Here is a 22,107-nt window from a genome sequence, read left to right as displayed (position 1 = left end):
AATTTAGCGTATTTTTGTCCGGTAAATCCCAAATTCGGCTTCTACATATGATAAACATCGTCTTATTCGGTGCGCCGGGCTGCGGCAAAGGCACGCAGGCACAACGGCTCAAAGCACACTACGGCATCGAGCATGTCTCGACGGGCGAGGTTATCCGCGACGAGATCCGCCGCGGCACGGAACTCGGACGCAGCATGGAATCTTACATCGAGGCTGGCAAACTGGCCCCCGACGAAATCGTCATCGGCATGGTCGCCAACTATGTCGCCCAGCACAAACATGCCAAGGGCTGTATCTTCGACGGCTTCCCCCGCACCACGGTACAGGCCGAGGAGTTCGACAAGCTCCTCGCCCGGCACGGGCTGAAGGTCGACATCATGGTCGACATCCACGTCCCCGAAGAGGAGCTCGTCCAGCGCATCCTGCTCCGCGGCAAGGATTCGGGACGCGCCGACGACGCCTCCGAGGAGGTGATCCGCGGCCGCCTCGACGTCTACCGCCAGCAGACCGCCGTCGTCTCGGACTACTACGCCGCCCGGGGCAAATACGCCTCGGTCAACGGCACGGGTTCGATGGAGGAGGTCTTCTCGCGCATCACCGACGTGATCGACCAGTTGCAATAGGCCGCCGCCGGCCGACCGCCGAAACCCGGGGCAAATCCTGTTCCGGGCTCCATTTCCATCCCCTTTTCCGCAGCAGGGCGAGGGCCGGCACCGCCCGTTTCCGGCTCCGGAGGCAGACACGCCCCGGCACTTTCCCCGCCTTTGCGGCCGCTGTCCGTACACCCGGGACTGACCCCGGCGGCGGAATCGGCTCAAAGATACGGCGATAAAACCGAAAAAAAGGTGCGCGGCTTTGCTATTTTACAAATAATCCGTATATTTGCAACCCCATTGAGGGACAATTAACTAATTTTAATACGTATTATGAACAATTACGAAACCGTTTTCATTGTCACGCCGGTTCTGTCCGATGCACAGGTGCAGGAGGTCGCTGACAAATTCCAGGGTGTCATCACCGAGAACGGCGGTCAGATTGTGAACAAGGAGTCGTGGGGCCTTCGCAAGCTCGCCTACCCTATTCAGAAGAAGACCACCGGTTTTTACTTCCTGGTCGAGTTCACGGGCGAAGGCTCGCTCATAGGCACGCTCGAAACGCAGTACCGCCGCGACGAGCGCATCATCCGTTTCCTTACTTTCAAGCAGGACAAGTTCGCCGTGGAATACTCGGAGAAGCGTCGTGCAAAACTTTCTAACAAACAGGAGGAGTAAACCATGGCACAGGAGAACAAAGCACAGTCTGAAATCCGCTACCTCAACCCGGTATCGGTCGACGTCAAGAAAAAGAAATACTGCCGTTTCAAGAAGCTCGGCATCAAATACGTGGATTACAAGGACGGGGAGTTCCTCAAGAAATTCCTCAACGAGCAGGGTAAGATCCTTCCCCGCCGCCTGACGGGTACTTCGCAGAAGTTCCAGAAGAAGGTGGCCCAGGCCGTGAAGCGTGCGCGTCACCTCGCCATCCTGCCCTTCGTAACCGATTGCATGAAATAATTAAAGGAGGAAGAGACAATGGAAGTTATTCTGATCAAAGATATGGAAAACCTGGGCTACGCCAACGACATCGTGACCGTAAAGCCCGGTTATGCGAACAACTACCTGATTCCCCAGGGTTACGCAAAGGCTGCCACCGCATCCGCCAAGAAGGTGCTCGCCGAGAACCTCCGCCAGCGCGCCCACAAGGACGCCAAGATCCTTGCCGACGCACAGGCACTCGCCGAGACCATCGCCAACCTGCCGCTCACGCTGGCCGTGAAGGCCGAGGAGGGCAAGCTCTTCGGTACGGTTACCGCCACCGACCTGGCCGAGGCCCTGGCTGCCAAAGGCATCGAACTCGACCGCAAGCTGATCGCCGTAGAGGGCATCAAGACCGTCGGCGAATACGAAGCAACCGCCAAACTCCACAAGGAGGTCAAGGCAGTCATCAAATTCTCGGTTACCGCCGCAGAATAATGCGCAAACCGGGGGGGGGGCAGGTTCGCGACTGCACCCCATCCAATGAAAAAAGGAGAACCTTTGGTTCTCCTTTTTTGTTTCCCTACAAGAACCGCCCGGCATCGTCATTCCGTCTTTCCAAAACCTAACCCGACCCAAACCTCAACACAGCATCTGCCCCATTGTTACACAACTTTATGAAACCGCGAATAAAACACTTTATCATGGAATTATACCAACATTCTGGCAAGTTGCAACCTGCAACTACGCCATGCGTTCAGTAAATATTCCTGCCAAAATAATAAACATTCGCGCCAGTAAGCCAGATTTACACCCCGGCGTACATTTTACAGAGATTTTTTTGCTAATTATGTATTCCAAACAGTTTCCATAAATCTTGTCAAAATGGGTAAAAATACAACCAGAATCTTACTGACACTGGCCATCTTGTGCGGCATTTCAGCCTTGCAGGCCCAGGTTCCAGCAGTTCCGCCGCGCACCGAGCTTGACAGTCCGTTCGGAAAGGCCGATACGAAGAAATTTCTTACCCCGCCCAAAGTCTACCACCCGGAGACATGGTTCCATTATATAGGTGGCAATGTCTCCAAAGAGGGCATTACAGCCGACCTCGAAGCTATTGCCGCCGCCGGAATAACAGGCATCCAACTTTTCCACGGTCAGTTCGGCGGCCCGTGGCCCGGCGTCGAGCCCCAAATCGCCTGTCTGAGCGAATCGTGGGACGACGCAGTCCACCACACGGCTAAGGAATGCCAGCGGCTCGGACTGCGGTTCACGATGCTGGTCTGCCCAGGCTGGGCACTGGCAGGTGGCCCTTGGATCGAACCCGCCAATGCCATGCGCCACCTGACGTGGAGCCGCACCGACATTACGGGCGGGAAACCCGTCGTCTGGAAACTGCCTCGGCCGCAACCGAGCGAAGAGGAGTGGAGGGACTACCGCGATGTGGCTGTCCTCGCATTCCCCACGCCGCAGGACGACACTGGCTCACCCCTTATGCCCGCCTCCGTACGCAGCAACCGCAACGACCTCCCATGGAAAGAACTCATCACTGGCACCCTTGGAGCAGTCGTCCACCTAGCCCCGGCACGCGAGGGGCAACCTAACTGGGTTGAAGTTACTTTCCCCGAAGCTACAAAGTTGCGCACGATTGAATTTTCGAGCATCAATGGGTTCAATACCATCATGTGCTACGAACCAGGCATTTCGGTGAATATCGAAGCCGTTATGCCTGATGGTTCTACCCGTAAAATACGCTCCCTGCAAATCCCCCAAAGTAACTGGCAGGATGAATCTCCCATCAGCCTAGCCTGCTCCGACATCGATGGGGTCAACACCTACCGCATCTCCATCAATAATCGTCACACCATGGGGATCGGACGCCTACGCCTTTCTTCCGCTGCGGTCAAAGACAATTGGGAGGCCGAAGCAGGCTGGACTCTGCGCAGCCTAATCAGAGGACAGCATCCCGAGCAGGCGAAAGAAGCCTTTATAGACCCCGCCCGAATCATTGACCTCTCGGATGCCATGGATACAAAAGGCAATCTATCGTGGAATGCACCAGAGGGTAACTGGACGATACTTCGCATCGGACACGTGAATACGGGTATGAAAAACGGGCCAGCACCAGCCGAAGGTACCGGCTGGGAGTGCGACAAATTCTCCAGTGAAGGTGCCGACGCCCAATTCGCAGGCTATATTGGGAGACTCATCGGCCCAAACGGCCCCTTATATGGAGGTATGCTCGACGGCATGCTCATGGATAGTTGGGAGTGCAAAACCCAAACATGGACGGCCAACATGGAACAGGAGTTCGAGCAATTGGCAGGCTACCCTCTCCGACAATGGCTCCCGGCAATCTTCGGGTATGTTGTGAAGGATCACGAAACCACGACACGCTTTCTACGGGACTGGCGCGCAACTATTAGCAGCCTGGCCACCGAAAAATTCTTTGGCGGAATGGCGCATAACGCTCACGCCAATGGGCTTACGTTGGCTTTCGAGACCGCCTTTGGTGATATCCTTCCGGGCGATATTCTCGAATACTATAAATATGCAGATGTCCCCATGTGTGAATTCTGGCGCCATCCGTCGGACACGTTCGTCGGCTCAATCAATTTCAAACCTATTAAACCTACTGCATCGGCCGCCCGCCTCTATGGCAAACCACGCGTAGCTGCAGAGTCATTCACATCATTCCAGCTGACGTGGGACGAACACCTGAGCCGTATGCGCGAAGTTGCCAACCAGAATGCCATAGAGGGCGTGACCCACAATGTGCTACATACCTACACGCACAACCCACGCACCGACTTCCTTCCGCCGGGCACCTCATTCGGCTCCAATATCGGCACACCGTTCCTGCGCGGGCAGACATGGTGGAAGCACATGCCTGAATTCACCACCTACCTAGCTCGCTGCAGCTACCTGCTGGAGCGCGGAAAACCTGTCTCTGACGTACTGTGGTACTTGGGCGACGAATTCGACCACAAACCCGACCAACGTTTTCCTTTCCCAGAAGGCTTCAAATACGACTACTGTAACCACGACATCCTACTCAACCGACTCTCCGTACGTGACGGAATGATCGTGACACCAGAGGGCATCACATACCGACTGCTTTGGCTACCTGACATCCCGCGACTGATGCCCGAGACACTCGAAAAACTTTACGATCTGGTTCGGCAGGGTGCCGTCATCGTCGGGAACGCCCCTACAGGCCTAGCAACCCTGAACGAATCAGGCAATGCACAGAAACGCTTTGACAAAGCTGTAAAGAATATCTGGGGCAAAGCCTCACCCGGTATCCGCAAGGTCGGTAAAGGAACGGTTATCTCCGGTACTCCGCTTAGCGAAGCACTGGAAACACTCGGACTGCAACCCGACGTAACAGGCATGGGTGCACGATGGTTACACCGCCACATCGAAGGAGCTGACTGGTATTATATCTGTGCACCGACGGGCACCGGATTCTCGGGTACGCTCGATTTTCGCAACACCGGACAGGCCGAAATCTGGGATCCAGTAACCGGCAGTGTCACCCCAGCCGTCGCTATCCACAATGGGGAGCGCACAGAAGTAACGCTTAGGCTGCCACAAGCAGGCTCTTGCTTTGTGGTCTTCCGCAAGGACTCCGACATAACAGTCCCCTCGGCGACAACCTGCAAACCGACACAATCACTTCTGCTCAACACTCCTTGGACGATAAATTTCCCCGAAGGGTGGGGTATACCCGAAACACTGGTAGTGAATGAGTTAAAGCCTTGGAAAGAGCTCGCTGCAAACGATGAGGGTAAGGCATTCTCTGGCACAGCTACTTACACGACCACATTCGACATTGGCACGAAACAGGCGGGCTGCAAATACCACCTCGACCTAGGACGCGTAGACATGATCGCAGCAGTGTCCGTCAACGGCCGGAAATTACGCACCTTGTGGACAGCCCCCTATGAGTTGGACATTACGGAAGCCGTCAACGAGGGCTGCAACGAACTGAAGGTGGAGGTTACAGGCACCTGGTACAACCGCTTGGTGTATGACGCCGGGCAATCGGAGGAAAGGCGCCTGACGTGGACGATCAGTGGGCCTCCGGCGAATGCGACGTTACAGGAAACCGGGCTAATGGGGCCCGTCATGCTTTCGATCTGCGAATAGGCTGCTTGGAAACACTGTAACGGCAAAGCCGTCCCCTCTAGGCCTTCCTGCACTCCCGGATATTCCGCAAAGCCGCCACTGCGATCACATACCCCTTTCATCCGCTTCATAAAGAGCGTCCTTGATCACAGGACGCTCTTTATCCTGTTACGGAAAGAGGCCCCTTGGAATCCACAGAACCGATTTTGAAACAACTGAAATATTTATTATTTTAGTTCTGACATTTGCGCACCCCTCTTAAAATCTACCTCATACGATGAAAAAGGTTTACACAACACTTCGATTTATCATTTTTGCACTGCCATCACTTGTATCATTCAGTCTTTCCCATGCCTATACTTTACGCCAGATATTCGACAAGGACAAATTATCAAATAGTTGTGTGGTCAGCCTTTGCCAGGATAGGAGTGGATTATTATGGATCGGAACGATAGACGGGATCAATTCCTACAATGGACGAGAGGTGCGTCCATTCCTTTACGACCGGGACAAGAAAGAACTTTCGGGAAGTGTGGTGGAACAGCTCATCGAAACCCAAGATGGCCAACTGTGGGCTGCTACGCTCTATGGACTTGACCGATACGACAAATACCGGAACCGATTGATTACCTATAAGAATTTCAGTAAAAACCTCTGCTTGGACAAGGATTCCCGGAATACGTTATTCGTCATACCGACGGATCACCGGCTGTTCTATTTCCTTTCCGAGGACGATGTGTGCCACGAAATGAAAGATGTCGGGTTGGCAGCCGACTCAATCGTAAACATGGTCATCACACCAAACGATGAAATGACACTCTTTCATAAAAACGGTGACATCGCAGGATACCGCATTTCGTACGAGAAAAACGTTCCACGCGTGAATCTCTCCTATCGCTACAAACACACGGCCGAGATCGAAATCTGCAAAACCGATGGTGACGACATTTTCTTCGTTGATGCTAACCTCACCCTCTTCCAATTCGATTACCGCAGCAAAAATGCTGAGCAGATCACCTCGCTGACACAGTTTGCAAAACATGGCTCCGTGCAAGCCGTCGTCCGGTTTGCCGGTGATTATTTCATCGGGTTCAAAACGGGGGGCATTTGGACGCTCAACATTTCTTCCGGGGTAGAACGCTGGGAAGAAATCCCAATAAACTGCGGAGTCTGCACCCTTATGAAAGACAGGTATCAGGATATCATCTGGATCGCGTCCGACGGCAAGGGAGTCTACGCTTATTCCGACGACGAATACTCGATCTCATCCACTTTCTCATCCGACATCAGCAAATTGCTAGGCCGTCCCGTGCGGTGCATGCAACTGGAAAAAGGCGACCTGTGGATCGGGTACAAAGGCGATGGGATCGTCAAGATAGACGATTATACACCCCTCACCGATCTGCGCCATGCGCACTTCACGCACTTCACGGCTTCTGACAGCCGCCTCACCGACAACCGAGTATTTGCCTTCGAACCGGGCGACAATGACATCCTTTGGATTGGCCATCATGAAGGGCTGAACTATTACTCCTATCGCACCCGCACTATCAAACGTCTCCCGTTCATGTGCAACGGGGAACCAATCCGGTTCGTGCATGACATCTACCAACAAGATAACTACCTGTGGATCGCCAGCGTCATCATGGGGGTCTACAAGGCGAAAATCAGTTGGCGCGACGGCTTACCAACACTCACAGTCGTGAAGCACTTCGTCCTGGACGGCGGTGACATCTACTCCAACCTCTGCTTTTCGCTCTATCCGGATGGAGACTACCTCTTCGTCGCAAACCGGGGAAAAGGAGTCATGAAGATAGACACGCGTGACGACTCATACTCGATGCTACGCTTCGACTCCAGAATACCCAACGAAACCGTGAACGACATCTTCTGCATTTCCAAAGATGACGACGGGAACTACCTGTTCGGCACCGGATTAGGACTGGTCATCTATCATCCCGACGGAGAGTACGAACTGCTAAACCGCACCAACGGGTTCCCCGAGAACATGATCCGAGGCATTATAAAGACAGGTAAAAACCGCTTCTGGCTGGCAACCAACCACGGGCTTATCAATTTCGACTCTCGCACCCGCCTCGCCTTCACGTTCGGAGTACAGTCCGGACTGAATATTTCGGAGTTCAGCGACGCAGCCCAATACCGTACCGAAGATGGCGAATACGTCATGTTCGGAGGTGTAAACGGATTCATAACCATCCGAGAAAACGCCAAGAGCAAACCAAGCATCCACATGCCCGACATCCAGTTTGACAGGCTCTCAGTCCTCGGCGTGGACTATGCCCCCGAAGAGTTTTTTGGTGGGGGGGGGAATTTCGCACTTCGGGATTGCTGGAGCTGAACCACGACCAGAATGTTTTCTCGATCTCGTTCAGGGCGATCGACTATCTTAACGGCAATAACCAGCAATATTACTATAAATTAGAAGGAGGCAACGACCAGTGGATCAACAACGGGAGTTCGAATACGGTTTCGTTCGCCAACATCAGTCCCGGTACCTATACACTGCTAGTCAAATACTACAATTGTGCCACAAACCGCGAGAGCCGCACGGCAACTCTACAGATAAGGATCAGACCGCCATGGTATTTCTCGAACGGAGCCAAAAGCCTATATTTCATCTTCATTCTGAGCTGTATCGGACTTTTCATTCACTATTTGATGAAGCGAAGCCAGCGACATCACGATGCAATCATGCAGCAACTGGAACAGCAGCACAAGGAGGAAGTCTACGAATCTAAACTCAATTTCTTCACCAATATCGCGCATGAATTCTGTACGCCGCTCTCACTGATATATGCCCCCGTCAATCGGATACTCAGGATAAAGCATCTCGACCAGCCGACCCTACGCTACGCTGGACTGATAAAAAACAATGCCGAACGCCTGAACTCACTCATTACGGATTTGCTCGAATTCCGGCGGGTAGAAACGGGACACAAGACGCCAAAAATCACCGCTGTCGACATCTCTGGAATTGCCCAAAGCATCCTCGAAGCATTCTCGGAAATGGCAGTAGGCCTTAATATCAGGCTCGAAGCAAATATTCCAGCAAAGGTATGCCGGAACTCGGACAGCAGTTTCATCGTCACGATCCTGAACAACTCCCTGGCCGTCGCCATAAAATATACCGAACACGGCGGCATCGTAAAACTCTGCATCGACACGACGAACGAACTGCTGAACATCACAATCTCCTATACCGGCAGGAAAATCAGCGAAGGCAACCTGCCCCACTTGCCGGATCGCTACCGCATGCTCGACAACCTCGAGCATAATCCTGACGCGGAGTTGAATTCGAGAGATCAGCTCGCACTTGCCATATCGTATAGCCTGATTCATATCCTCGGAGGGGATGTGCAGATAGACACTTCCGACAAATGGACACATTTCCGTGTTACCCTGCCTGCATCGGAGGCGACAGCAAATTCCACCCCCGCCAATCATAGTGAGAAGGAACAACTCATACCAAAAGCCGATACACAGGCAACTCCCATCCGTCTTCCGAGCACTCCCTTCGACGACTCAAAGCTCACCATGGTGGTCATCGACAATGAACACGAGCTCCTGTGGTTCATGACCGATCTTTTTTCCGACAAATTCAACGTCATATGCTTCGATTGTATCCCAGAAACCGACTCGGTATTCTGCGATAACATTCCAGACATTATCCTATGCAACTACATGATGTCAAATTTCAACACACTGGATTTCACTAGGCGCATCAAGTCGAATCCTGATCGGTCGCACATCCCATTGATCATGATTTCCGCTAAACACGAGATCGAAGATCAGATAGCAGCCCTCAATGCAGGCGCCGAACTATACGTCACCATGCCCTTCAACGTCGATTTTCTCCGCACTTCGGTCGAAAAGCTACTCAAACGTAAAGAAGCACTCAAAGCGTATTTCGCCTCCAAGATCAGTGCCTTCGAACTTGTGGACGGCAAGCTGATCCACAAGTCACACCGTAAACTGTACAAAGAAATCGTCGACATTATCAACAAGAATATCGAAAACGACAAACTGTCGGCTGAATTCATTGCCACCCAGATGAACATGGGCGTGCGCAAACTCTACCGACAGGTCGAAGAGATCAAGGGTATCGGCATCAGCAGCCTGATCCGCGAATGCCGGCTTGTGGTGGCGTGCGATCTATTGATCAAATCGCGGCTCACGATCGACGAGGTCGTCTTTAAATCCGGCTTCTCCAACCGGGTCAGTTTCTACAAGGCATTCGCAAAAAAGTACAACTGCACTCCCAAGGAATACCGCGACCGGAACAGCATTGGATGACATACTACAACACTCCCTGCATGAAAAAAGTCTCGTTCGATATAAAGCTCTTCATGTGGCAGCCTTCCGAACATGCCTCATTTCACGGAAATAACATCAACACAGATTCCAAGCACGACTTCACCTTGTAAACAATTGTGTCAAAGTAGTAAACATCAGTGCATTCTCCGACCCTTTTTACCGACAGTAATAATTATTGAATTTTACTCTGCATATATTTGACAAAGCAATTCCTTGGCTCTGAAACAGAATTCTGCCCCTTCCCAACCGACTACCGAAAATCTTAAACCTATATGATGAAAAAAATTCTTCCCGTTGTATTATTACTGTTCATATGTATAGACGCCTTTTCACAGGATAGAGTTCGGGCCTATTTAGTCTCGAACGCCCATTTTGATTCCCAGTGGAACTGGGATGTGCAGCGTTCGATCCGTGAGTACATTCCAAAGACGCTGGATCAGAACCTGTTCCTCTTGGGCACCTACCCGGATTATGTATTCAATTTCGAAGGGGGCATCAAGTACCAGTGGATGAAGGAGTACTACCCCCACCAGTACGAGTTGATCAAGCGTTACATCCGCGAGGGGCGCTGGCATGTCACGGGCAGCACGTGGGACGCGACGGATCCGAACATCCCTTCTGCGGAGTCCTTCACGCGCAATATCCTGTACGGGCAGCACTTCTACCGCCGGGAATTCGGGGTCGAAGGCACGGACATCTTCCTTCCGGACTGCTTCGGTTTCGGGTGGACGCTTCCGACGATCGCGGCCCACAGCGGTCTTATCGGTTTCTCGACTCAGAAACTCATGTGGCGGCACCGCCCGTTCCACGGTACGAGCAAGATTCCGTTCGAGATCGGCTTGTGGCAGGGCGTCGACGGCTCCCGTATCATGGCCGTGATGGACGCGCACAACTATACGACCAAGTGGCGTTACGAAGACCTCAGCCACAGCAAGTACCTGCAGGACATCGCCCAGAGCAACCCTCTGAATGCCGTTTACCATTACTATGGTACGGGGGACACGGGCGGCGCCCCGACCATCGAGTCGGTTCGGGCTTTGGAACTGGGACTGCAGGGCGACGGGCCGGTGGAGATCATCAGCGCCACGAGCGACCGCCTTTACAAGGACTATCTTCCCTATTCCTCCCACCCGGAGCTTCCGGTGTGGAACGGGGAGTTGCTGATGGACGTGCATGCCACGGGTTGCTATACCTCGCAGGCCGCGATGAAGCTCTACAACCGCCGTAACGAGCAGCTTGCGGACGCTGCCGAGCGCAGCGCCGTTGCCGCCGACTGGCTCGGGGCCGTGCCCTACCCGCGCGAGGTTCTCACCGAGGCCTGGAAACGCTTTATCTGGCACCAGTTTCACGACGACCTTACGGGTACGAGCCTCCCCCGTGCCTACGAGTTCTCGTGGAACGACGAGCTGATCTCGCTCAAACAGTTCGGGGACGTACTCACGACCTCGGTTGGCGCGGTTTCGCGGGGTCTGGATACCGATGTCAAAGGGCTCCCCGTGGTGCTCTACAACGCTGCGGGGTTCGAGGTCTCGGACGTGGTGGAGGTTACGCTTCCGCTCGAAGGCAGCAAGTTCACGGTCTACGACGACAAGGGCGTCCGGGTTCCCTCGCAGGTGCTGGGCACGCAGCAGGGGCAGACGCGGCTGCTGGTCGAGGCCACCGTCCCGGCTGCGGGGTATGCCGTCTACGACATCCGCAAGGGCGGGCAGCCGAAGGCCCCGGCGATAAAGGCCGGCGCATGGGGGCTGGAGAACAGCGTCTATAAACTTACGCTGGACGCCAACGGCGACATCTCGTCGATCGTCGACAAGCGTCATGGCCGCGAACTGGTGGCCGCCGGCAAGTCCATCCGCCTTGCGTTCTTCCCGCAGAACGAGTCTTACAGCTGGCCGGCCTGGGAGATCCTCAAGAAGACCGTGGACGCATCGCCGCAGGCCATCACGGGCGAGGTGAAGGTCACCGTGGCCGAAGAGGGGCCCCTGCGCGCCTCGGTATGCGTGGAACGCACGCTGGGGGATTCCCGCTTCCGGCAGTGGATCACGCTGCGCGAAGGCGCCCAGGCCGACAGGATCGACCTTGTGAACGACATCGACTGGCAGTCGTCCAATGCGCTGCTGAAGGCCGAGTTCCCGCTTTCGGTCTCGAACCCCGAGGCGGTCTATGACCTTGGCGTGGGCTCCGTGGCGCGGGGCAACAACACCGCGACCGCCTACGAGGTCTATGCGCAGCAGTGGGCCGACCTCACCGACGCGGACGGCAGCTACGGGGTCTCGGTGCTCAACGACAGCAAGTACGGCTGGGACAAACCCGCGGACAACACGCTGCGCCTTACGCTGCTGCATACGCCTGCGACCAAGGGCGGCTACGCCTACCAGAACAAGCAGGACTTCGGACACCATACGTTCACCTACTCGATCGTAGGGCACGCGGGCGATTACCGCGCGGGAGGTGCCGTGCGCAAGGCCGAGGTGCTCAACCAGCCGCTTCGGGCATTCGTCGCGCCTCGCCATGGCGGGGTGCTGGGCCGCAGCTTCTCGCTGGCCTCCTCGCAGAACCCCAATGTGGCGCTGCGGGCGCTCAAACAGGCCGAGGATTCGGACGAATATGTGGTTCGTTTCTACGAGACCTCGGGTCTCGGGTCGCAGCAGGCCGTGGTGGGCTTCGCGGCGCAGATCGTCGACGCCCGGGAGCTCAACGGCGTGGAGGATGTCGTGGGCGACGCGGAGTTCTGCGGCCGCGAGCTGCGCTTCGAGGTCGGGCCCTTCGGCATGAAGACTTTCCGCGTGAAACTCGCCAAGCCCGTCCGGGCGCTCACGCCCGCCGCGGAGGCGGCGGTGGAGCTGCCTTACAACGTCAAAACGGCCTCTTACAACCCGTTCCGCTCGGACGCCAACTTCGACGGCAAGGGCTGCTCCTACGCCGCCGAGCTGCTGCCGTCCCGCATCGTGTACGGGGGTGTCGGCTTCGAGATGGGGGATCCCGCCGCGGAGAACGGCGTCAAATGCCGCCGCGACACCATCGACCTGCCCCGCGGGCGCTATGGCAAGCTCTACCTGCTGGCCGCCTCGACCATGAACGACACGCAGGCCGTATTCACCGTCGACGGAAAGGAGCACACGGCACTGGTACCCTATTATGGCGGCTTCATCGGACAGTGGGGCCATACGGGGCATACCGAGCCCTACCTCAAGGATGCGCAGGTGGCCTTCGTGGGCACGCACAAGCATGATATGATCCGCAACGAGGACAGGCCCTACGAATTCACCTACATGTTCCGCATCGGCCTCGACATCCCCGAGGGGGCACGGCAGCTGGTACTGCCCGACGACCCGCGCATCGTGGTGTTCGCGGCGACGGTGGCCGAAGACCCCGCCGGAGGTATCGGTGCGGCCTGCGACCTGCTGCGCGTGCAGCTGCCCGTGAAAGGCGCCGACGCCTCGCAGGCCGGGCGGCGAAACCTGCTCTACGGCAAACCCGTCGTGGAAAGGTCGGGGGAGGTCAACGCCTCCGAGAGGGCCGAGTGCGCCACCGACGAGGACGTATCCACCAAGTGGTGCGATTACAGCGATGCTAAACCCAAGCTGCTGGGGGTGGATCTCGGACGGGAGACCACGATCCGGGGTTGGTATGTCATGCACGCTGCGCTCGAAGCCCTGGACTACATCACAAAGGAGTACTCCCTGCAGGTGCGCCGGAGCCCCGGCGAAGAGTGGAAAACGGTGGACACGGTTTACGACAACACGGCCCTCGAAACCGACAGGGTTCTTCCGCAGCCCGTAACCGCCCGATACGTGAGGCTCGTGGTCTCAAAACCTGACCAAAGCGAAGGAAATACCGCCAGAATCTATGAATTCGAGGTGTATTGAGAATCAAAACAAAACTACACTAGAAAGTTGATCAAAAACAAGTTCCGGGAACTTACCTGCCCGGCACCTCGACCTTCTGGCCGGAAAAACTTGAGTCACCTAATTATAAACCTTTTACTAACCACCAAATCAAAATGCCTATGTTCAAGAGATCTACCCAAAAGAGTGGGAGAACCGCTCTTTCCAGGTCTTTGCATTCCCTGATTGCACTGGGACTTACCAGTACAATGGGAATATCGGAAGCTTTTGCAAATGAAACCAACAAACAGTCTGCAGGCACTGCTACAGCTGTCCGAACCGACATCCAAAGCAAGAAAATGGTCAAAATCAGCGGTAACGTCATGTCGTCGGACAACCAGCCCCTGGTCGGTGTAACCGTCATCGTGGAAGGCACTGTCTTGGGCACCACCACAGGGCTCGACGGGGATTATACATTGAGTGTCCCTGCCGGGAGCGTCGTAACCTTCTCACTATTGGGCTACGAAACAAAAAAGTTCTCAGCCGATGCCCCAGCCCAACTGCGGTTCGTCACCCTCTATGAAGCAGCGACCAACATCGACGATGTAGTAGTAGTCGGATTCGGCACCCAAAAGAAAGAAAGTCTCGTGAGTTCCATCACCACCATCAGCCCTAAAGAACTGAAAGGCCCCACCAGCAATCTCACCACCATGCTCGCCGGCCGCATCCCGGGCATGATCTCCTACCAGCGCAGCGGCGAACCCGGCCAGGACAACGCACAGTTCTTCATCCGCGGTATCGGTTCATTCGGCACCGGTAAGGTCGACCCATTGATCCTGATTGACGGCATCGAATCGTCATCGACCGACTTGGCACGCCTGCAACCCGACGATATCGCCACATTCTCAATCCTCAAGGATGCCACCGCCGCCGCCGTATACGGAGCCCGCGGTGCCAATGGGGTAGTCCTCGTCAACACGAAGAGCGGCGAGGAGGGAGCTACGCGCTTCACCTTCCGCGCCGAAAACTCCATCTCGTCCAACACCCGCAATTTCAGGCTTGCAGATAACATCACCTACATGGAACTGGCCAACGAGGCTGCGTTCACCCGCAACCCCCTTTCGCCGCTGACCTATTCACTGAGCAAGATCGAAAACACCCGCAAAGGAGCAAACCCGATTCTTTATCCCAACAACAACTGGATCAAACAAATGATCAAGGATTACACGATGAACCAGCGTTTTAATGCCAGTCTGGCAGGCGGCGGTAAAGTCGCCAGGTATTACATATCGGGCACCTTCAACATCGACAATGGTGTACTCAGAAACAACGATGCCAACAACTTCAACAACAATGTCAAACTGAAGAATTACTCCATCCGCAGTAATACCGACATCAACCTCACGAAATCGACCGTAGCAAAGGTGCGCGTATACGGCCAGTTCGATGACTACACAGGGCCAATCGGAGGAGGATCCCAGATCTTCAACTCAGCCCTCCTAGCCAACCCCGTGGCTTTTCCTGCCTACTACCCGTCGAGCTATTCGCCCAACACCTCGCACATCATGTTCGGTAGCGCGCTAGTTCCCAATTCCACAAATACCCTCTATGTCAACCCTTATGCACAAATGATTTCCGGCTACCAAACATACAGTAGTTCGACGATTATGGCGCAGCTTGAGTTGGAACAGGATTTCAGTTTCCTGACCGAGGGTCTCTCGGCGCGGGTTATGGGCTACACCCAACGTTACAGCTATTTCTCCTCCAGCCGCCAATACAACCCGTTTTACTATCAGGCAACCGCCACCGACGACGGTGTCCAATTAAGGTGCCTCAACCCGGGCGGCGACGGATCCATCGGAACCACTGGCACCGAATACCTAAACTATACTCCGGGAGAGAAAAAACTGAACACGGTTTTTTATGGGGAAGCTGCAATCAACTACAACCGCACCTTCGCTGAAAAACACGCGGTTGGGGGCATGCTCATCGGTACGATACGACACTCCGTCACGGGCGACGCAGCCACATTGGAGGCTTCGCTGCCCTCACGTAACCTAGGCCTTTCCGGGCGCTTCTCCTATGCGTACGATTCGAGATACTTCTTGGAATTCAACTTCGGATACAACGGTTCGGAGCGTTTCGCCCAGCATAACCGCTGGGGCTTCTTCCCTTCGGTCGGGGCCGGCTGGACAATCTCCAACGAACCATTTTTCGAATCTGCCAAAGACATAGTGAGAAACCTCAAGATCAGGGCTTCCTACGGCCTGGTCGGCAACGATCAGATCGGCGATGTGAACGACCGCTTTTTCTACATGTCAAACGTGAATCTCAACGATTCGAACCGGGGACATTCTTTCGGCGACAATTCTCCTTACACGACTAAACCAGGCGTATCGATCTCACGTTACGCAAACTACAAGATCGGCTGGGAAGAATCGCGCCAGCTGAACGTCGGCCTGGACGTAGGGCTCTGGGATCTGACTCTTATGGTGGACGTCTACCAGCAAAAACGCTCGAACATCCTGCTCACGCGCTCCTATGTCCCCAGCACGATGGGTCTGCAAACCAACGGTTCGGCAAACGTAGGTAAAGCCGAGACCAAGGGCATCGACATTTCGCTTGATTACGCCAAATTCTTCAGTAACGGCTTTTGGACACAGGTAAGGGGCACCTTTACCTTCGCCACGAGCAAGATAACGAGATACGATGAACCCGCCTATGCAGCCAACGAGTACTACCGAAGCGTCGTGGGGCAACGCATCGGTCAGCCCTATGGCTATATTGCCGAGCGCCTCTTCATCGACGATGACGAGGTGGCCAACTCGCCGCTGCAAACTTTCGGAGAATACGAGGCTGGCGATATCAAATACCGCGACATCAACGGCGACGGACAAATCACCGAAGCTGACAAAGTACCTATCGGACACCCCACCACACCCGAAATCAACTATGGATTCGGTGCGACCATGGGGTACAAGGGATTCGATTTCAGTTTCTATTTCCAGGGATCCGGTCGCTCTTCGATCTTCATCGACGCAGATGCCTGCGCACCCTTCATCGACCGGGGCAATGGTCTGCAGAGCGGCCTGCTGAAAGTTATCGCCAACGACCATTGGTCCGAAGATAATCGCAATTCCTATGCATTCTGGCCACGCTTGAGTGATAAAACGCGGGCCAACAATAACCAAACCTCTACCTGGTGGATGAGAAACGGAGCATTCCTCCGTCTCAAATCAATTGAAATTGGCTACAATCTGCCCGATAAGGTTGCCCTCAAGATCGGCCTGAAAGGCCTGCGCGTATATGCAAACTGTTCGAACCTGTTTTCGATCAGCCAGTTCAAACTTTGGGATCCCGAAATGGGCGGAAGTGGCCTTGGCTACCCAGTACAGAGAACTTACAATATCGGTTTGAACATTACCCTTTAAGAATAAGTTAACCGTATCAAGATCAATCCGAATATGAAACAAATATCGAATATAAAAATTATTTCCATCACGGTTCTACTAACTGTAGGATCGCTGTTCTCGTCCTGTAATTATCTGGACATTGTGCCCGACGACGTAGCCACGATAGACCACGCTTTCGCGAGCGAGATCGAAGCGGAAAAATACCTGTATACCTGCTACTCCTTCCTGCCCGACCTTGCAAATCTGGCGGCCAACCCGTCCCTCGTAGCGGGCGACGAGATATGGATGGCATATCCCCGTTTACAACCCCAGGCATACACATGGGATTACATCGCACGCAACATGCAAAATTCCAACGACCCCATAGCCAACTATTGGGACGGATCGATGGAGGGACAACCCTACTTCATGGCGATTCGCGAATGCAACACTTTCCTCGAAAACGTGTCGGACATGAGCAAGGTCAAAGACTTAACGCTGGACAAGCGCAGTCGCTGGCTGGCTGAGGTTAAATTCCTGAAAGCCTACTATCACTTCTTCTTGTTGCGCATGTATGGCCCCATTCCCATCGTCGACAAGAACCTCCCCATCTCGGCCACGGCCGAAGAAATGCAGATCAAGCGCCAACCCGTCGACGAGTGTGTGCAATACATATCGGATCTACTCGACGAATCCTATGCAGACCTGCCGACCTCCATCCGCGTGAAGGGTGAGTATGGGCGAATCGACAAGGCAATCAACCGCGCATTAAAGGCAAAGTTATTACTGATGGCCGCAAGCCCGTTGTTCAACGGCAACCCGGACTACGCCAACTTCAAGGACGAAGAAGGTAATCCCTATTTCAATCCTGTCGAAGACGCCACAAAATGGGAAAAAGCAGCTGAAGCGGCCAAACAGGCCATCGACGATGCTACCAACGCTAGCCACGACTTATTCTACTTCGACCAGTCAATGTCTGGGTTCAAACTCTCAGAAACAAGCCTTATTCAGATGAGCATCCGGCATGCGGTCTGCGAAAGGTGGAACAAGGAGATCGTCTGGGGACTGTCCGACAGCCGTGCGACCACCATGCAGAATTATTGCATGCCGCGCCTGACAAATGAAATGACACTGACCCTCTGCTATGCGGCATTGGCCCCTACCCTCAAGATCGCCCAACAGTTTTACACCAAGAACGGCGTGCCCATCGAGGAGGACAAGACACTCGATTTTTCAACTATCAACGAACTGCGGACAGCCACCGACGACGAGGTTTACAATTTTGATGTACGTTTTGAAACAGCCCGTCTGAATTTCGACCGGGAAAACCGTTTCTATGCCTGCATGGGTTTCGACGGCGGCAAATGGCTGATGTCCGACATCGCATCCCGAAACGACGCCGAGGCCTATGTGGTCAAGGCAAAAAAGAACCAGCTTGCGGCAGGCAATCCCCTGGGACTCCACTCTGAGTCGGGCTATTTCATCAAGAAACTGGTACATTGGGACTCTTCATTCACCAACACGAACAATGCCATCAAAGAGTACCCGTGGCCAGCGATCCGCCTGGCCGACGTATACCTGATGTACGCCGAGGCGCTGAACGAATGGCAGGGCCCCGTAGACGACGTACACGAATACGTCAACCGTGTCCGCAAACGCGCCGGTCTGGAGTCCGTAGCCTATTCCTGGACGAACTTCTCCAAGAACCCGGCCAAGCCGACCACCAAAGAAGGCATGCGTGAGATTATCCGCCGCGAGCGTCTCAACGAGCTATGTTTCGAGGGCAGCCGCCTGTGGGATCTCCGGCGATGGAAAACCGCAGCGACTGAATTGAACAATCCGATCACCGGCTGGGACATCAACCAGACGGAGGCGATCGACTACTATCAAGTTCGCACCCTTTTCCAGCAGAAATTCGTCATTCCCCGCGACTACCTCTGGCCAATCAAAGATTACCAGCTGACCGTCAACCCCGCCTTGCGCCAGAATCCAGGATGGTAAAAAACATCAAAATACGTTTTATCATGAAAAAGATCATAACATACTGCATCATATTCCTTCTTCCCGCCTTCTTATCTGCCTGCGCAGACGACAAGACTGGGCCGATGGAAAACAACACGACCCAGCCGGGCGAGGTGAGCAACGTGCTGGTTGAGAACATGGCCGGCAAGGTCGCTATATCCTACACCCTGCCCAAAGACCAGGATCTGCTTTATGTCAAGGCCGTCTACCAGCTCCATTCGGGAGCCACACGCGAGGTCAAAGCCTCATACTACACCGACCGGATGGTACTTGACGGATTCCGGGATGCCAAGGAGTATGAAATACAGCTCTACGCCGTCAACCGGAGCGAAGTCGCTTCAAACCCCGTAACGGTAAAAGTTTATCCTCTCGAAAACCCGATTTGGGGCGTACGCCGGTCGATGGAGATCTCAGGCGACTTCTCCGGGGTCAATATCCAGGCCAACAATCCCGACCGGTATGAGGTGTCCATCGAACTGATCATCCAGGACACCACTGGCAAGTGGCGCCAACTCGAAAGCATCCACTCCTCCGCGGCCAAGATCAACCGCACGCAGCGAGGGCTGGATACATTGCAATACAAAGTAGGAGCCACCGTTCGAGATCGCTTCTTGAACTATACCGACACCTTGTATACCGACATCGTGCCGCTTTACGAGCAACTGCTCGATAAATCAAAATTCTCGGAACGTACAATGCCTGGCGATGCCGCCATCCAGGATCCACAAAACCTGCTCAATGTCGGCAAGATATGGGACGGCGACGCCAGCTATACCGCTCCGTACCGTCTAGTAACGCAGGCCAGCGACTCCCCACAATGGATTACGTTCGACATGGGGCAGACCGCCCGGCTAAGCCGTCTGAAACTCTGGAACTACGGCGCCGATCCCAACGGAGTGCGGTGGTTCTACTATCAGGGCCACATGCGTTATTTCCAGGTGTGGGGCACCCTCGAGCCCAACCCCGACGGCAGTTGGGATAACTGGACGTTACTCGGCGATTTCGAAGTCGTAAAACCCTCGGGGCTACCTGCGGGCGAGGAGTCGAACGAAGACTTTGAGGCCGGGGTTGCAGGCTTCGATTTTAACTTCGACTACGGCCCCCAAGTCAGGTACATTCGGATAAAGAACCTTGAGAACTGGGAAGGCACCTACTGGTTCGAGATCAAAGAGATTTCCCTATACGGCGATCCGCGTTGATTAATTAACTGACAAAAACGACCAATTAAAATGAAAATACATCTGATATACAAGCTATTATTTCTATCCGCGTTTACCATTATGGTATCGGCGGGCTGCACGGATATGAACGAATATACCAAATTCCTGGAAGGCGGTGAGATCGAATACACGGGTAAAATAGACACTGTAGCTGTGTTGGCCGGTGACGGACGTGTTGCCGTGACGGGCAGGTTTGGTTCCGACCCCAAGGTAGTGAATTGCCGCATATACTGGAACCTGCGTGCCGACTGGGTCGAGGTACCGGTCGATTTGAGCCAGAGCAACCAGCTATATAAAATAATCGAACTGCCAGAGAACAGTTACAGTTTCGAGATCATGACCTACGACAAGCTGGGCAATAGCTCCATCCCGGTAACTGCGACGGGCTCTTCCTACGGCGATTCCTACAAATCGAGCCTCTCTAACCGGCTGATCAATTCGGCCAAGGAGGAGGAGGCCGACGACGGTACGGTCAACGCCGTCATCGAATGGCGGGCCATCGACACATCCCGGGGCGTCTATGCGTCAGAGGTAACTTACACCGATACCGATGGCATCAGCCATACCGTCAGCGTTCCTGTAACAGAAACCACCACCACGCTTCCTCGCTATAAAAGCGGTACGGATATTACCCACATATCCCTCTACAAACCCACCACAGATTGCCTAGACATCTTTTATTCGCCGAGCACTACTTATGTGGCCGTAGCCCCTGAAGCAGAGCTGAAGGAACTGGACAAAACGATGTTCTCCGTCCTGACGCTACCCGGCGACGCCACACCGGCTGCCGGAGTTCTCGGCCTCGAAAAGATCTGGGACGGCATCACGCAGGAAGATTGGACGCAGCGTTTCGTCTCGAACGGCACCGACCCTGCAACACCACAGTGGGTAACCTTCGACACGGGACAAACGGTCAAACTGACCTCGCTCAAACTTTGGAATTACGGCGACGACGGCACGACGCCCGGCGTCCGATTACACTACGCCCCAATACACATGCAGCACTTCCAAATATGGGGTTCGCGCGAACCGAAGGCCGACGGCAGTTGGGACAGCTGGACGTTGCTTGGCGACTTTATAGTCACCAAGCCTTCGGGATCACCCGTTGGGGTCGAGACTGAGGAGGATCGAGCCAAGGGAGTAGCTGGATTCGACTTCGAGTTCACAGGCGAACAGCCCAAGGTACGCTACATCCGGATCAAGAACCTCGGTAACTGGGACGGTCAGACCTACACGTTTGACATTGAGGAGATCTCACTGACCGGCTGGGTATATTAAACGGCCCTTTCTATTTCAATGCATTCGAGCCGGCGGGTATTCCCTGTGAATATCCGCCGGTGCGAATCCGCACGACAAACCTTAATAAATTCCAATTACGCCATCTGCCTATGACTACCTACAAATTCGCCGCAACGCCTACCCGCCTGCAATCCGTAGGCGGACTCCTGAGAAAAGTTGCCCTGTTACTCCTCATTCTACCGCTAGGAGTCTTTCAGGGGTGCGAAAAGGACTCCGACACCCCGCCCGAAACCGATAAACCAACACCTCCTTCGGGGACATATTCGGTGAGAATCGGCGCATCGAACCAAAACCTGCCTGGCCCGGGAACGCTCACATTGGAATATTCCGATTTCCTTTCGGGAGGAGACCTTAATCGCGCCGTCGACAA

General features: G+C 54.4%; 12 protein-coding genes and 1 pseudogene. All 13 read left to right on the top strand.

All coding sequences use genetic code 11. The features are described 5' to 3' along the window. Window positions 1-47 precede the first annotated feature (47 nt). The 13 genes and pseudogenes from NQ559_RS08920 to NQ559_RS08865 all read left to right on the top strand — a co-directional run bounded on the left by NQ559_RS08920 (window position 48) and on the right by NQ559_RS08865 (window position 21,716). The gene (locus NQ559_RS08920) at window positions 48-623 is read left to right on the top strand and encodes an adenylate kinase (protein WP_018694588.1); all 576 of its coding nucleotides are present in this window, start codon (window positions 48-50) and stop codon (window positions 621-623) included. A 303-nt stretch (window positions 624-926) separates the two neighbouring features. Beyond that, on the top strand, window positions 927-1,271 hold the full coding sequence (gene rpsF, locus NQ559_RS08915; protein ID WP_018694587.1) for a 30S ribosomal protein S6: 345 nt from the start codon (window positions 927-929) through the stop codon (window positions 1,269-1,271). 3 nt (window positions 1,272-1,274) lie between these two features. Next, complete coding sequence (rpsR, locus tag NQ559_RS08910) at window positions 1,275-1,553, top strand: 30S ribosomal protein S18 (protein WP_018694586.1); 279 nt, start codon at window positions 1,275-1,277, stop codon at window positions 1,551-1,553. A gap of 18 nt (window positions 1,554-1,571) precedes the next feature. Beyond that, the gene (rplI, locus tag NQ559_RS08905; RefSeq protein ID WP_018694585.1) at window positions 1,572-2,012 is read left to right on the top strand and encodes a 50S ribosomal protein L9; all 441 of its coding nucleotides are present in this window, start codon (window positions 1,572-1,574) and stop codon (window positions 2,010-2,012) included. A gap of 387 nt (window positions 2,013-2,399) precedes the next feature. After that, on the top strand, window positions 2,400-5,666 hold the full coding sequence (locus tag NQ559_RS08900; RefSeq protein ID WP_018694584.1) for a glycosyl hydrolase: 3,267 nt from the start codon (window positions 2,400-2,402) through the stop codon (window positions 5,664-5,666). A gap of 256 nt (window positions 5,667-5,922) precedes the next feature. Continuing rightward, window positions 5,923-6,093: pseudogene (locus NQ559_RS16090) on the top strand (two-component regulator propeller domain-containing protein); the annotation flags it as partial. Window positions 6,094-6,129: 36 nt separating this feature from the next. Continuing rightward, window positions 6,130-8,004 carry a ligand-binding sensor domain-containing protein gene (locus tag NQ559_RS08895; protein WP_244061893.1) on the top strand — a complete coding sequence of 625 codons (1,875 nt, stop codon included), beginning with the start codon at window positions 6,130-6,132 and terminating at the stop codon, window positions 8,002-8,004. Next, a complete protein-coding gene (locus NQ559_RS08890; RefSeq protein WP_051087666.1) occupies window positions 7,992-9,959 on the top strand; it encodes a helix-turn-helix domain-containing protein in 1,968 nt (655 codons plus the stop codon). Before NQ559_RS08895 ends, NQ559_RS08890 begins: the two co-directional genes overlap by 13 nt. A 293-nt stretch (window positions 9,960-10,252) precedes the next feature. Further along, a complete protein-coding gene (locus tag NQ559_RS08885; RefSeq protein WP_026318141.1) occupies window positions 10,253-13,846 on the top strand; it encodes a beta-sandwich domain-containing protein in 3,594 nt (1,197 codons plus the stop codon). 140 nt (window positions 13,847-13,986) lie between these two features. Beyond that, on the top strand, window positions 13,987-17,235 hold the full coding sequence (locus tag NQ559_RS08880; protein ID WP_244393629.1) for a SusC/RagA family TonB-linked outer membrane protein: 3,249 nt from the start codon (window positions 13,987-13,989) through the stop codon (window positions 17,233-17,235). Between the two features lie 33 nt (window positions 17,236-17,268). Continuing rightward, window positions 17,269-19,197 (top strand): RagB/SusD family nutrient uptake outer membrane protein, encoded by a 1,929-nt coding sequence (locus NQ559_RS08875; protein WP_026318403.1) that lies wholly within the window; start codon window positions 17,269-17,271, stop codon window positions 19,195-19,197. Window positions 19,198-19,220: 23 nt separating this feature from the next. Then, on the top strand, window positions 19,221-20,417 hold the full coding sequence (locus NQ559_RS08870; RefSeq protein ID WP_018696087.1) for a DUF5000 domain-containing lipoprotein: 1,197 nt from the start codon (window positions 19,221-19,223) through the stop codon (window positions 20,415-20,417). Between the two features lie 30 nt (window positions 20,418-20,447). Further along, window positions 20,448-21,716 (top strand): DUF4998 domain-containing protein, encoded by a 1,269-nt coding sequence (locus NQ559_RS08865; protein ID WP_018696088.1) that lies wholly within the window; start codon window positions 20,448-20,450, stop codon window positions 21,714-21,716. The last annotated feature ends 391 nt before the right edge of the window (window positions 21,717-22,107 follow it).

The sequence above is a fragment of the Alistipes onderdonkii genome, assembly GCF_025145285.1.
Classification (GTDB): domain Bacteria; phylum Bacteroidota; class Bacteroidia; order Bacteroidales; family Rikenellaceae; genus Alistipes; species Alistipes onderdonkii.
This window is presented reverse-complemented; position numbering and strand designations above follow the sequence as displayed.